Raw genomic sequence first — 14,352 nt, forward strand, 5'->3', positions numbered from 1 at the left:
TTATACTATAGTTTATTGTTAACTATCTTTTTATTCAATACCAAACCACATACTATGAAAGATACAGTTAATCCTACTGAAACACCACAAGTTGCATATGACATTATTTTTAATCCTTCAAGAATAACTTGTGTCTGAGCTGTATTTTCTAGAATATTTGCTATTAATCCTGCTACTACTGCCATTACTACAAAATAGATAGTACTTTTTCTTATTTGATCATATACTTTTTTATATTTTACACTTTTAGAATTTAAGTCTGTATAGATAGGTACTGTTCCTATTGGCGCCTTAAAAAAATGATACATTTCATATGAATGAACATGCTCCCAATTACTATCTTCAAACATCTGAAAATATGATTCTAAGTCATTTTTATCATCATTATAATCAGTGCAATAAATTATATCTTGTGGCTCTGATTTTTTAAGTATATATCCAAGATATTTAAATGAATCTAATATCCATCCTTCTTTAGCTAAATCATTTAGCTTTTTCATATTTTTTTCTTCTGTAAATGCAAGTCCCGCACAAGGAACATATTTTGTATTCTTACTCATTATTTTCTCCCCCTTCTATTCTTTCAAAAGCTTTTATTCCCTGAAGTGCCATTTTATATCTTCTGTCTTTTTCTTTTCGTATTACAAAATTCCCCTTCTCTGTAAGCTTATATATTTTTCTTCTACCTTCTTCTCCTGCCAGCTCTATATAATCTTGAGTTTGCATTTTCTTTAGCATTGTGTACATTGTGGCGGGACCTATAATAAGATCACCTTCTGTTAACTCCTCAATATATTTAGTAATTCCATAACCATGCATTGGAACTAATAAAGCTAATAAAATATAATACCCTGGCTCTGTTAACTGCTCTTCTTCTAATGAATTAATTCTGCTTATTTTAAACACCCCTCTCGCATGCTATATCTATTTGTAATGTATCCATTTGCGATATATCTATTTATAATATATTCAATTTTTAGATATTTGTAAACAAGTTTTTGAATAAAATAAAAAAGAAGGGTACTTAATTACTAAAAGTCCCCTCCATCATAAATTCAAAATTAATATTTTAATATTACTCAATATCTATTTTCATATTTTTATAATAATATTCTTTATCATTTTCATTTATTTCCCTTAATACCCTACATGGATTACCTACTGCAACAACATTAGCTGGAATATCCTTAGTAACTACACTTCCAGCACCAATTACTGTATTATCTCCAATTTTCACCCCAGGAATTATAATTGCACCTGCACCAATCCAAACATTATTACCTATATGCACAGGAAGATTAAACTGAGCTTGCTTTCTTCTTAGCTCTGCATCTACTGGATGAGTACCTGTAGCAACAACAACATTTGGTGCAAACATAACATTATCTCCAACAAATATTTCTCCATCGTCAACTAAAGTAAGATTAAAATTAGCATATACTCCTTTGCCAAAATGAACATTTTTACCGCCCCAATTTGCTCTAAGTGGAGGCTCTATATAGCAATCTTCCCCCATTTCAGCAAACATTTTTTTTAACATTTCACTTCTTTTTTCTTGTTCTGATGGACGAGTTTGGTTAAAATCATAAAGTAATTCTAAATGTTTTAACTGCTCTGCTACTAACTCCTCATTATTGCAAAAATATAACTTTTTGTTATAAATTCTTTCTATTATTTCTTTTAATTCCATAATATTTCCCCTCTTACTTTTATATTTCTATTCTAATTCTAAAGTTAAATATATATAGTCACCATCATATATAACATCCCCATCTTTAACTTTTATTTCTTCTTTAAAAAGTGGACCTGCTATAACTACAGTGTGAAACTCTCCAGCTTCTCCACAAGGATCTATCCCTCTTTTTTCTAGTTCTTTTATGTAATCATTAGTAAGTATCTTCCCAAGATCTTCTTCTTTCATTCCAAGCTTTGTGTTAACTGTTATAACCTTAGTTATAAATCCTAAATTAACAAATTCTTTAACTACATCCTTATGATCTCTCTTCCATAGAGGCATCCCTAAACCAATACCTACACTATTAGTAACTCTCTCGTGCCAACAATCTATCTCTGGAACATCAATATCACCTGTAACAAGAACTTCTGCTCCTAGCTTTTTTGTTTCTTTTAATATATCTACAAATATACCCTCATAATTCTCCCAATTTGTAGCTCCTGTAAAAAGAGGAATTCCAATTGCTTTGGCTTGTGCATCAAGTATATCTGTAAATAAACTATGCGCTCTTGATCTCTCTCCATCTTCCTCCATCATAACTATAATCCCTACAGGTGTGCCATATTGCATGGCTTTATATAAAGCTAAGGTACTGTCCTTCCCTCCACTATACGAGGCTATGAATTTTTTATTTTTAGCACCATCAACCCAGTTTTTCATACTAATCACTGCTCCTTATTTTAAAGTTCATATACTAATATGACTCTTGAGTAATTATACTGTATTTTTACTTATAAAAATAGCCTTAACCATATAACTCCAATGGCTAAGGCTATTTTTTATATTCACTTTTCATAGGCTTTCTAATCCTAACTTAAAAATTCTCTTATTTTATTTCCTTGATTAATAATAGAGTGACCTTCTTCATGAATAAAGTTTATATTAGCATGTCCTAATAAGTCTTCTAAACGCTTTGCCGTTTTATCAGAGTGTAGCATTACATCTTTTCCTCCTACAAATAGCGTAACTGGCATTATTAGCTTTTTTAGCTCATCATCTGGGAACATAGGAATAATTTCTCTTCTAAAGTTAAAATGTTTTGCAATTAACTTTTGATAATTTAACATTTCCTTAGGTATAGGTTTATCACCATTAATTTTAAAGTAAAGTTTATCTACTCCTTTTTCTCCTAATAACATGTAAAACAAAGATGTGAAAAGGAAAGACTTTTTCTGAGGTCCTATACCTGCTGGACAAAGTAATACCAGTTTTTCTACCTTTCGTGAATACTTTATAGAAAACTTTGTACCTAGCCATCCACCTAGAGAAATACCTACTATACTTGCTTTTTCTAATAATAAAGATTCAAAGACTTCATTTAACCAATTTGCTAAATCATCACCTTCAAATGGTATTTGAGCTTCTTCACTTTTGCCTGGTTCTCCAGGCATATCTATTGCATATACCCTATGATTTTTTGAATACTCTACCATCTCTTGTATCCACATAACTGAATTCATTCCACTACCATGAAGCAATATAAGCGGTGGTAATTCTTTTTTACCCTTAGCTATTATAAATGTTTTTCCATAGTTAGTATTAACTATAATTTCTTCATATTCAATATTACACTTTTTAACTAATGATTCATAATATTTAAGAACTTCTTTTTTTCCTTCATCTGACTTAAATGCAAGTCGTATCTTTTTATTATTACTGCTTGCTTTCATAATCTATCCTCATTTGTTTATATATCATAATTTTCTGTTAGTGTAGCTATAAAGTCCAACATTTCTTTTGTGAATTCAATATCTCCCCATAACATTACTTTTAAGTTCTGTTCATTTTGATAGTGCTTTATATTAATAGTTGAATTTTTCATTTTAGAATCCTTGCTATTCATTACTGCTAAAAGCATGTTTGATATTCTTCTATATTCATCAGAATCAACTTTATTAATGTCTACAACAGTAGATATACTTACCTTATTACTTCTATTCTTCATTTCTTCGTTTTTTGTAGAAAATTCAATTTTATCACTTTCGACTTCCTTTTTAGGGCTTATGTTAACACTATTATTTTCCATAAATATGCTTAAATCATGTCCTGATATTCTCCATTGCTTTCCAACCTTATTTGCTCTAAGTTTACCTTCAGTTATAAATTTTCTAATAGTTTTATGGTGCATGCCTATTATTTCTGCTATTTGATCAATTGTATAAAATTTTTCTTCCATTACAATCAGTCCTTTCTTCTTTTATTTATAAACTAATTATATTCAACTTATCATTCTTTGTCAATGCATTTTATTGTATTTTATTGATATTTATTGTATTTTATTAAACTTTAATGCACTTCATTTCATTTTAATCATGATGTTATTAACCTTATACGCAAAAAAGGTATGTATTAACCTTAAATCAATACATACCTAATTAATTTCTATATTATATTTCAAAATTTATTATTTCCATAGGAATTTTTTCATATTTTGAGAATAGTTCTATTTCAATTTCTCCATCAAAATCTTTTTCTACTGGACAAAGCATATCAACATATTTAGAATATCCATTTATGCCTTTATTTTCATCAGCAATCCAGAACATACCTGCACAGCTTGTACTATATACAGGTGCATTTTCAAGATGTTTTTTAGTGTAAAATCTCAGTTGGGTATTATCTTCTGTTTCATAGTATATAGAAACAATATCCATATTTTTAGGACATATATTATCTATTCCTTCCATCATATTTATTCTATATTCTTCCCTGTACTCTTCTTCAATATTATTAATATTTGCTTCGATTTTTTCTATAGTATCTTTATGTAAATCATATTTTATAATTTCTTCTAAATAGAAAGCATCTTCTATTCCATTATAATCTTTATATTGTATTTTAGTTCCTTTTTCAGCCTTTCCTATAGTTACTATTAAAGGTTTTTCTATAAGTACTTCTTTAGTGTCTTCTTCTATTTTTAAAGTTATATTAATTTTTTCATCATAACTAATTACTGGAAACTCTTCATCTTCACTTTGCTCATATATTCCAAATACAATATCTCTTATATCTATATCATTCCATTCTTCAGTTAATAAATCATTATCTATAAAATGTTTAATAATATTTATTTGATCTCCATAAGCATATTCTATTGTGGCACCTTGAGAACTCATAAAGTTAACTTCTTTATCTTGTATTTTCATTTGAGAAATATGTATATGCTTGTGTTGGCTACTTCGTTCAATTCTAATTCTTTCTTCTTCTCTATTTGTTAATACATCAATGTTACAATATTTATCGTTGTGTTCTTCGATTTTCTTTTCCACTGTCCACAGTTTATTACTACTATTATTATCTTTGATAAAACTTAAAATTAATACTTCATTACCTCTAATATTTACTTTTTTATTAATTACTATTTCTTCTATATTTTTTAGATATATATTTTCTTTATATTCCTTAAAAGTTGTCATAACATAATCTCCCCTTAAAATATGCTCTATTTAAAATTAATCAACATTTCCTATTCTATTAATATTTTGGTATATACTCCTTTAAGATATTAGTATTCCTTTCTGCACTCTCTATACTTTTAAAATATGAATCCAGACTTCTATATTCTTCTTCAACAGTTTTTACATCTACATATGTTTTTAACTGATTTAATGCAATTCTATAAGTATATGCAATTAATCCTACTGCTAATAGACCATTTCCTACCTCAGAATCATCTTTATATATATCATAATCTTGACTAATTTTTGATAGTAAATAATTTACTTCACCAATAACAAAATCCACATCTTTTTTAAATGCTTCTATCTTTTCAGGTGAATTTTCTTTTTTTGTATTTAATGCATTTTTGGCTAGAAGAGTAACATTCTTCTCAAAGCTTTCTAAATCCGAGTATACATATGTTGATAATGCTTTTTCTCCATCTTTATTTTGCATTATCACAGTATCCATATTAGAATATGCAAAACTTAAATTTCCAAAACTTAAGGTTATAATCATTGATAAAGTTAATAATAAAGCCATTATTTTTTTCATTGTTTCACTCCTTAACTCGTTATATAAAGAGTTTCTGCAATATTGTCAATATAATTCTAATTTCTTAAAAATTCATTTTATTCGATTTATCAGCTACTATAAAATATACATAGTCGCCTTTTTTACCTAGTGTAGAATTTTCCATTCTATCTATTTTTTCTTCTTATCCATACCCATCCACAAATATTTGATAAGTATGACCTTCTGTTGTATAGTTATCTATGTATGAATATAAAATTTATTTAAAAACAGGCTAATCAAACTATTGCTTTATTGCCTTTGTAGCAATAAAAGTATCTATATGTTTGTCTAATAAATCTCCACCAGAGTTGTCTTCATAAAAACCACCTATTAAAAATCCTACTTTTATCTGCCCACCAATTTGGCTTTGTAGAGAATGACCAAAATCTAACGTATCGTTATTGTTAATTCTCTCTTCTAGTTGATTTTTGGGTAACTGCTCTATATCAGAATAAGGTATCCTATTTTTTACTACTAATTGATTATTTTTTTCCCACTCATATAAATCAAATATGTATGTAAGTGGATTGCAAAAACCTGATATTAAAGTTCCACCATGCTTTAATACTCTATAACATTCTTTCCATACTTTCTCTACATTATCAATAAATAAATTTGATACTGGATGGAATATAAAATCAAAGTATTCATCTTCAAATCTTGATAAATCTCTCATATCACCTTGTTCTATATTTATTAATAAGTTGTCTCTTTCTGATACTATCTTATCTTTTGAAAGTTGTTCACTGCTGTTATCAAATACTGTTACTTCTGCTCCTAGTGCTGAAAATATTGGACCTTGTTGACCTCCTCCAGAAGCAAGGCATAATACGTTTTTGCCTTTTATATCTCCTATCCAACCTTTAGGTACATCCTTTGTTGGAGTAAGCAATAGTTTATATTCTCCGTGTCTTGCCAAGTCTACTTCTTCTGAACTAACAGGAACTGTCCATTTATTTCCCGATTTCACTTCATTATCCCAAGCCTTTTCATTATGCTTTCTTATATCCATATCTCTATTCCCCCTATGAAACAAAATACTATATAGTAAATTGTATCATAATCATAAATAATTTCTTTAATATATTATTTATATCCACGCCATATTCCTTTTTAAGCATATTTTTAGAATTCAAATATCTAAAACTTTTTTAACTTAATTACGGTCTAACATGTAAAGCATAGAATAATTGTCTTATTTTAATTACAATAATGCAATTATTCTATGATAAAGGTGAGGGTTATATTTATGAAAAAATTTATATTTACTCTATGTTTAATTTTACTAACACTCATTACATCTACATGTTCTAGTCAAAATATCCATGAGTACAATTACAGCACAATATTAAAATAGACTATATGCCATTCTACATTTTGTAGCTATGGTATATAGTCTATTTTATTTCTATTTATATTATTTTAAATTACCATCAACTATGGTTATTATTCTATTAGCCTTTTTTGCTATATTTTCATTATGAGTTATCATAATTAATGTTTGGTTATATTTTTTAATTGATTCTTTAAGTAGCTCCATAACTTCCTCAGTTGTTTTTGTATCTAAATTTCCTGTAGGTTCATCTGCAAGAATAATACTAGGCTTTGCTGATAATGCCCTTGCTATAGCTACTCTTTGTTGTTGACCACCTGATAATTGATTAGGAAGATGATCTTTCCTATCATATATACCTAGTAATTTCATAAGGTCATTTATGTAACTTTCATCTACTTTTTCATTATCTAGTTTTAATGGAAGCTCAACATTTTCTTTAACATTTAAAACGGGTATTAAGTTATATTGTTGAAATACAAAGCCAACTTTTTGTCTTCTATATCTAGCTAATTCTTTGTCACTTAGACAACATATATCTTTTCCATCTACTTTTATTGTTCCACTACTTGGTCTTTCTAGGCCTCCTACCAGATGAAGAAATGTACTTTTACCACTTCCACTAGGTCCAACTATTGCTACAAATTCCCCTTTATTTATTTTTAAGTTTGCATCTTTTAGTGCATTTACGCTTGTTTCTTTTTTACCATATATTTTACCTAAGTTTATAGTCTCAAGTATTACCATAATCTCCACCCTATTCTATTATATTTATAGCTTCTACTATATTACTTTCTTTTATTTTTCTTGCCGGAATATATGTTGATATTATCCCTATTAGTATGTTTGTAATTGTTATTAGTAAGTAATATCCATATGATATTGTAAACTCCATACCATATCCTTCAAATCCAAAAGTATCATACATTCTAATTTGCAATAAAATACCTAAAATAAGGACTATTACACTTGATACTATTCCGTACAATATACCTTCATAAACTATCATATTTTTAAAATCCTCATCAGTTATACCAACGGCTCTTAATATCCCAAACTCACTAGTTCTTGATGATATATTATAGCTTACATTGTTGAATATATTAAATGCACTAATTATAAATATAACTAATACAACACCATAGCTAATCATAAGCCTTTGATCATTCATCTTTTCAGTAGCAATTTTTTCTTCAACCATATCTGTAGTTATAGTTCCCGGAATTTCACTTCCTATTTTGCCCAACTCTTTATTTATTAACTTGTGATCTGCACCTTCTTTTATATCTGCAAATACTAAATTATAGGTATCTATTCCTGTTGTATTTTTTAAATATTCACTACTTGCTATAACATCTATTCCTGTATTATAAGAATATGTAGCATCATCAGCATATGAGTAATTAACTATTCCCCCCACCTTAAATTCATAATACTCATAGTCATAATCATCCTTATCTCTCATTTCCCAATAAGTTTCTACATCTACTTTTTCTTTTGGTATTTTTACCTTCACAGTATCTCCTACCTTTATATCTACTACTGGTTCTCCTCCTCCAACAACCACATCTCTATGGCCTTCATATTCATCATAAGTATGAGGCACATATAATATTGCTGTATTGGTATTTTTCATTTTATCTATATCTATTTCTCCGCTAACTAAATACTCATTTAGAGAGTTTAACATCTCTTCATTATAGCCTTTTAATTGTTGCTTTACTGTGTATCCATCTATATGATTGCTTTCTATTATTTCATAGCCTCTATCGTTATGTTTATTTTTCTCATTAAGTTGTTCATAGTAGTCTATATCTAACATTTTTTCTTTTGGTATATCCATTCTGGTTCTTAGAATACTTGTAGTTTTTACGGTTTCTATTCCATCTATTTTTTTTACAGCATTTATTTGTTCATCTGTCATCACATTCTCACCACTATAGTATCCATTATTCATCATAATGAAATCCCCATTGCTATAAGTTTCTCTCTTCAAACTTTTGAACATTTCATCTCCTACTGAGAATCCATAACTAGTCTTAATGACCATAATCCCACCTATACTCATAGATGCAATAATCATAATAAAACCTTTTTTACTTCTAAGCATATTTTTCATAGAAATACTTTTTGTTATATTTATATAACTAGCCAATCTATTTACTAAAAAGTTATTTTTATTTATTTTTTTACTTGTTCCTATGTTTCTTCTTATAGCATCCATAGGTGCTAATTTTCTTATTTTTATGTAAGTAAAAATACTTATTATTAAAGCCACTAATAAAGTACAAACTATTGCCAGTATTATTATATTAGTAGGTATTACAAATGGTGTTTCTATACCTTGAATCTCACCACTCATATTTCCTACAAGTTTATTTAAGATTTGAGCCCCTCCCATCCCAATAATAATACCTACAGGAAGCGCTACTACACTTAAAATTAATAACTCATACAACATAAGATTAAAAATTTTAAAATTAGTACTACCTAATGCTTTTAAAACACCATACTCTCTTATTCTTTGATATACTGATATGCTATATATACTATACATTACAAGTCCTGCAAAAAAACTCATTGTTAAAGCTGTTACCTTACTTTCTATATCCAATCTACCATTTGCCATAACCGAATCTATAAGCATATTGTTTCTTCTAATATTATCTTTTCTATTTAAATTTGCTGTTTCTGCTATTTCATCTATATTTTTATCTATTTCACTGCCTTCATTAAACTCTACATATGCATCGAATTTATTAAGCTTTTCTTCATCGAAATTTAAAAACATTTCACATATGCCTGATCCTTTTTCTCTATACCTATCGCTAAGTATACCTACTACTTTAAAAGTTTCTGGCTCTTCTTTTTCATATAATTTAAATGTTATTTCTTGATTTAGATTAGGTTCTAATCCCATACTATTTAAAACCCATTCTTCAACCACTACTTCCTTACTTTCTTTTGGGTATCTCCCTTTTATAAGTTCTGAAGATTCCTCTAAGTAATTTTTTGTTGCATAGTTTATATTTATTGGTAATTTTTCCCCAATATCAGTTGAAGCATAATAGGATGTTATTCTTAAATCCTTTATGTCATTTCCATTTTTAACTACTTCTAACTGTTCTTTGTTTATATCCTTAAAATTCACATGATGTGTCCCAAGGTCTCTCTTCATCATTTCTAAATCGGCCTGCTGAGCACTTCTTGACATGGTCCCTACTCCAACTATAAGTGCCGTACCTAATACTACACTAAGTACTATTGCCAATGATCTTGCTTTATAGCTTTTTATATATTTTAATACTATAGTAAAGTCATTTTTCATAATTCCCACTTCCTTCCTTTTGAATAACTTAATTATACATTCATTAAAAAAATGTATCAAATTGCACTTTTTCAAGTTTTTAGTGGTTGTTTGCATAAAATCATGATCCTTAATTCAAAATTATACTTCCTTTATGCAATTTTCCACTTTTTACATATTTTTTTATGAATGTTATAATAATCCTATGATATTTATGTAGGGGTGAATTATGGAATATGTTTTAATAATATTTATAGGTCTTAATTTTTTTCTTAATAGATTTATGTTTTGGGGTAAATTATCATTAACAAAAAAAAGTATAATTACAATACTATTATCCATCATGCTTTCATTGTTCTTAGATAAAAGTTTATATTTTATATTAAGTAAGCTTGATTCTAATTTGCTATACAAAGGATTATTTAAAGTCCTATTATCTTTTTTATGGATTACTATATGTTTTTATATAGGCTATGTCTTACTTAAGTTAATAGATAATAGAAATTTAAACGAAATAGAAATTAAAAATCAAAATAGTAAAATTGAACACAAAGACAATATAATAGCAAAGTTAAGAAGCCAAAAGCATGATTATTTAAAACACTTGCAGGTTGTATATTCTCTACTTAACACAGGGCTTAATGATGATGCTAAAAATTATATAACCAATATATCTAACAGCTTTAGATCTAAAACTTCTAGATATAGTAAAGTCTCTTATTTAGACGCTATTGCTTCTTTGAAATATGAAGAGTGTCTTATGAAAAACATATCTTTTGATGTTTATATACAAGATTTTATAGATAACTTAGTAATTGAGCCTAATGAAATGAGTTCTGTTTTACTTAATATAATAGACAATGGTATTGAATCTTTATCTTCTATTAATAAAGATAATAAGTATATAAAACTATTTGTATATGAAGATGAATTCCAGTATGTTATATCTATAAAAAATAACGGTCCAAGGATATACTATACTGAAACTATTTTTGATGAGGGCTATTCTACTAAAGCTGGTGATAACCGAGGCTATGGTCTTTATTTAGTTAAAAATATTTTAGATAAATATGGATATCATATATTTGCAAGTAGTGATGAGTTTATAACTGAGTTTACAATTTTAATACCAAAGTACTGTTAATTAACCTATTTTCACTGGGGTAGGAAGATATTTGGTATAGTATATTATAATTTTATGGAGAGATTTTGACTATGATAAAAATTTTAATTTGTGATGATGATAAAGCTGTAAGAGATGATATTGAAAAAATCATTAAAGACTGTGGTTTTGTTGATTGTGTAAAAAAAGTTAATAATGGTGTAGAAGCCATTGAATTTATAAAAAAAGAAAAAATAGATTTACTTATTATAGATATTGATATGCCTTATAAAAATGGGATTGAATGCGCCAAAGAAATAAGTGGCATTGATAAAGATGTTCATATAATCTTTGTGACTGGTTTTGCTGATTATAGCTTGGAGAGTTTTAAAGTTCATCCTGTAGATTTTATTGTTAAGCCATTTACTTCTGATAAGATTTTAAGCTCTTTAAATATCGCTATTGACCATATTAATTCTCACAAATTAGCTAATAAGAATTTTATTGAAGATACACTATTTTTATATAAAATAAGAAAGCAAACTCATATGATAAATTTCGATGATATTGTTATGTTTGAGAAAAATTCTAGAGCAGTTAATTTATATACGAAAGATCATGATGTTATTAAGTTTTATGAGAACTTTGAGGATCTGGAAAAAAGGCTTCCTCCTAATTTTTTTGCTTCTCATAAAAGTTATATAGTTAATTTAAAACTTATTCATAAGGTAATTCCTATAAGCAAATCATCACTACAAATTAAGTTTATTAACTTTCAAGAAAGTGCGACTCTTAGTAAATCCTTAGAGAAGGATTTTCTTTATAGATTTTATAGAACTAAAAAGTTTTAGATTAATTTATTTTAGTTATTCAATAAATAGCAAATTAAAAGCCTAATTAAGTATATTAGTAATATACACTTAATTAGGCTTCTTTATTTTCAAATGAAAGTACTTTTCTCCTGTCTTCAAAATGGAGTTTATATCTATTTTTCCTTCTCTTTTTCTCCCTCTGCAATAGATACGCTTCTGTTTATATCATCTGCTGATTTTATTTTATCTTTCATATTGGTTTTGAATCTGTAATTGGAATTTCCGTCTTCTCTATAAGAATATATTTCAATATTATCAAAGTTATAGTTTGTACCTTCAAGTACTTTAACAATATTATATACATCTTTACTAAAATCATCTTTATTTTTATAAAGTGCTACGTCTTTATTAGGGTCATGTTTTTCATCATAAGAAATAGATGGATGTAACTGCATCTGTAAATTAATAGCCTCTTCTCCTGAGTATTTGTCATTTAATTTGTACTTAAATTCTTCTATATTTATAGACGGATCTATATTCATATTACTTCTATCTAAATTTGTACCTTGGTTTATTAATGATTCTAGAGTATTTCTAACTTCATCTTCCATCTTAATTTTTACATCAAACTGATATCCATCATTAATATATCCGGTATTGTAGTACTCAATATATGAAGAATATCTATTATCATTTTCGTAATTTACAATAGCACTATATCCATTAGTTTTAAAGCTATAAAACAATCGTTGAATTTCTAATTTATTATCATAATTTTTATCTATATAAGAACTTATTTCATTTTTAGCTTTTATATATGATATGGGATTTCCAAAGGTTGAACTATATGCAATTACTGATATTACTACTAATACCCCGCTTATTATTAATTTGGTTATATTTTTACGATTCATATTATTTCTCCTCCTTAATTGCTTTTACTGACCATCCAAACCATGCACCTGAAATTACTGCTACTAACAATAATGGAGTTGAAATTATACCTAATTCTATGTTTTCTGTTGCTAAAGCTAATATTATATTTGCACATATAGCAGTTATTAATATTACCTTAGTTTCTTTAAAGAATAAATTTAGCATAAAAGGAATTATGATTATTAAGGGTATTGTACTCATGAAGCCTTTGCTTAACCAAGTGTTGCTTACAGCTACAATCATTGCAAATATTACAAATGTATATTTAATTCTATCTTGATATCTTTTAATCTCTGTTACTAATTTTTCTCCACCTTTATCTAATTCACTTTTATCAATATTTATTGTAAAATTATTTTCTATATTTTCATTTTCACCCATTGATTTCATATATTTAGAGCAGCCATCGCATTTATCTAAATGATTTTCTACTATTACTTTTGACTCCTCGCTAACTAAATCATCTAAATATAGCGGTATTAAGTCTTTTACTATGCAACAATCTACATTTAAGTTTATATCACTCACTTTTTAGCACCTCCCATAATTTTTGCTTTTCCCTAAAAAATGTAACTCTACAATAGTTCTCACTTCTGTCTACTATGCTACCTATTTCTTTAAAAGAAAGCTCATTTATTAACCTTAATATTACTATTTGTTTTTGAGGCTCTTGTAGTTTTTGAACTTCTTCCATAATACTTATATGAGTTTCTCTTTTATCTTGGTTATATGATATTTCCCCTATTTCTTCTAGCTGTATATTTATAGGATTTTTTCTTATGTATGTATAATATTCATTCTTAGCAATACCAAGAAGCCAGGTTTTTACTGAAGAGTTGCCTTTAAATGTTTTTAGACTTTTTATTGCACTTACAAAAGTATTTTGCATAATATCTTCAGATGCTTCATGATTTAGGGTAAGAGAGATTACAAATTTATATATGTCTTTTGAGTATAAGTCGTAAAGCTTTCTAATATCCTCCAACCTCACCCCTCCTTATTTGTTTCTACATATATAAGTGTATTTTATTTAGTATTTCGTTACAAACTTTTTCAAATTATTTTTTAGTGTGATGTAGTTACATTTAGTAAATATACAAATTAAGATATTAT

At 27.4% G+C, this 14,352-nt stretch carries 16 protein-coding genes; 2 read left to right on the forward strand and 14 right to left on the reverse strand.

The annotated features are described in order from the left end of the window. Positions 1 to 5 precede the first annotated feature (5 nt). The 11 genes from ACI48P_RS03575 to ACI48P_RS03625 form a co-directional block, all read right to left on the reverse strand. On the reverse strand, positions 6 to 560 hold the full coding sequence (locus tag ACI48P_RS03575) for a DUF2812 domain-containing protein (protein WP_475213524.1): 555 nt from the start codon (positions 558 to 560) through the stop codon (positions 6 to 8). After that, entirely contained in the window at positions 553 to 906 is a 354-nt protein-coding gene (locus ACI48P_RS03580) for a PadR family transcriptional regulator (protein ID WP_475213525.1), read from the reverse strand. Before ACI48P_RS03580 ends, ACI48P_RS03575 begins: the two co-directional genes overlap by 8 nt. 169 nt (positions 907 to 1,075) lie before the next feature. Then, complete coding sequence (locus tag ACI48P_RS03585) at positions 1,076 to 1,690, reverse strand: sugar O-acetyltransferase (RefSeq protein WP_475213526.1); 615 nt, start codon at positions 1,688 to 1,690, stop codon at positions 1,076 to 1,078. A 27-nt stretch (positions 1,691 to 1,717) separates the two neighbouring features. Further along, positions 1,718 to 2,395 (reverse strand): Dph6-related ATP pyrophosphatase, encoded by a 678-nt coding sequence (locus ACI48P_RS03590; protein ID WP_475213528.1) that lies wholly within the window; start codon positions 2,393 to 2,395, stop codon positions 1,718 to 1,720. Positions 2,396 to 2,544: 149 nt separating this feature from the next. Continuing rightward, the gene (locus ACI48P_RS03595; protein WP_475213529.1) at positions 2,545 to 3,405 is read right to left on the reverse strand and encodes an alpha/beta fold hydrolase; all 861 of its coding nucleotides are present in this window, start codon (positions 3,403 to 3,405) and stop codon (positions 2,545 to 2,547) included. A 17-nt stretch (positions 3,406 to 3,422) separates the two neighbouring features. Continuing rightward, complete coding sequence (locus ACI48P_RS03600; protein WP_475213531.1) at positions 3,423 to 3,911, reverse strand: helix-turn-helix domain-containing protein; 489 nt, start codon at positions 3,909 to 3,911, stop codon at positions 3,423 to 3,425. Positions 3,912 to 4,122: 211 nt separating this feature from the next. Continuing rightward, positions 4,123 to 5,151, reverse strand: coding sequence for a hypothetical protein (locus ACI48P_RS03605; RefSeq protein WP_475213533.1), 1,029 nt, complete (start codon positions 5,149 to 5,151; stop codon positions 4,123 to 4,125). 58 nt (positions 5,152 to 5,209) lie between these two features. Beyond that, entirely contained in the window at positions 5,210 to 5,728 is a 519-nt protein-coding gene (locus ACI48P_RS03610; protein ID WP_475213534.1) for a hypothetical protein, read from the reverse strand. 262 nt (positions 5,729 to 5,990) lie between these two features. Next, a complete protein-coding gene (locus ACI48P_RS03615; protein WP_475213536.1) occupies positions 5,991 to 6,761 on the reverse strand; it encodes a class I SAM-dependent methyltransferase in 771 nt (256 codons plus the stop codon). A gap of 405 nt (positions 6,762 to 7,166) precedes the next feature. Beyond that, entirely contained in the window at positions 7,167 to 7,829 is a 663-nt protein-coding gene (locus ACI48P_RS03620; RefSeq protein ID WP_475213538.1) for an ABC transporter ATP-binding protein, read from the reverse strand. A gap of 10 nt (positions 7,830 to 7,839) precedes the next feature. Then, the gene (locus ACI48P_RS03625) at positions 7,840 to 10,410 is read right to left on the reverse strand and encodes an ABC transporter permease (RefSeq protein ID WP_475213540.1); all 2,571 of its coding nucleotides are present in this window, start codon (positions 10,408 to 10,410) and stop codon (positions 7,840 to 7,842) included. A 208-nt stretch (positions 10,411 to 10,618) separates the two neighbouring features. On the opposite strand from ACI48P_RS03625, the gene ACI48P_RS03630 reads away from it, so the two are divergent. Then, on the forward strand, positions 10,619 to 11,533 hold the full coding sequence (locus ACI48P_RS03630) for a sensor histidine kinase (protein WP_475213542.1): 915 nt from the start codon (positions 10,619 to 10,621) through the stop codon (positions 11,531 to 11,533). Between the two features lie 71 nt (positions 11,534 to 11,604). Beyond that, the gene (locus ACI48P_RS03635; RefSeq protein ID WP_475213544.1) at positions 11,605 to 12,342 is read left to right on the forward strand and encodes a LytR/AlgR family response regulator transcription factor; all 738 of its coding nucleotides are present in this window, start codon (positions 11,605 to 11,607) and stop codon (positions 12,340 to 12,342) included. 134 nt (positions 12,343 to 12,476) lie between these two features. On the opposite strand, the gene ACI48P_RS03640 is transcribed toward ACI48P_RS03635, so the two are convergent. From ACI48P_RS03640 to ACI48P_RS03650, 3 genes are read right to left on the reverse strand one after another with little or no spacing between them, the layout of a single operon-like run. Beyond that, a complete protein-coding gene (locus ACI48P_RS03640; RefSeq protein ID WP_475213546.1) occupies positions 12,477 to 13,217 on the reverse strand; it encodes a YfjL-like protein in 741 nt (246 codons plus the stop codon). Position 13,218: 1 nt separating this feature from the next. Further along, entirely contained in the window at positions 13,219 to 13,767 is a 549-nt protein-coding gene (locus ACI48P_RS03645; RefSeq protein WP_475213548.1) for a zf-HC2 domain-containing protein, read from the reverse strand. Continuing rightward, a complete protein-coding gene (locus tag ACI48P_RS03650; RefSeq protein WP_475213550.1) occupies positions 13,760 to 14,224 on the reverse strand; it encodes an RNA polymerase sigma factor in 465 nt (154 codons plus the stop codon). Before ACI48P_RS03650 ends, ACI48P_RS03645 begins: the two co-directional genes overlap by 8 nt. Positions 14,225 to 14,352 lie beyond the last annotated feature (128 nt).

The sequence above is a fragment of the Romboutsia sp. LXY-2 genome, assembly GCF_056171995.1.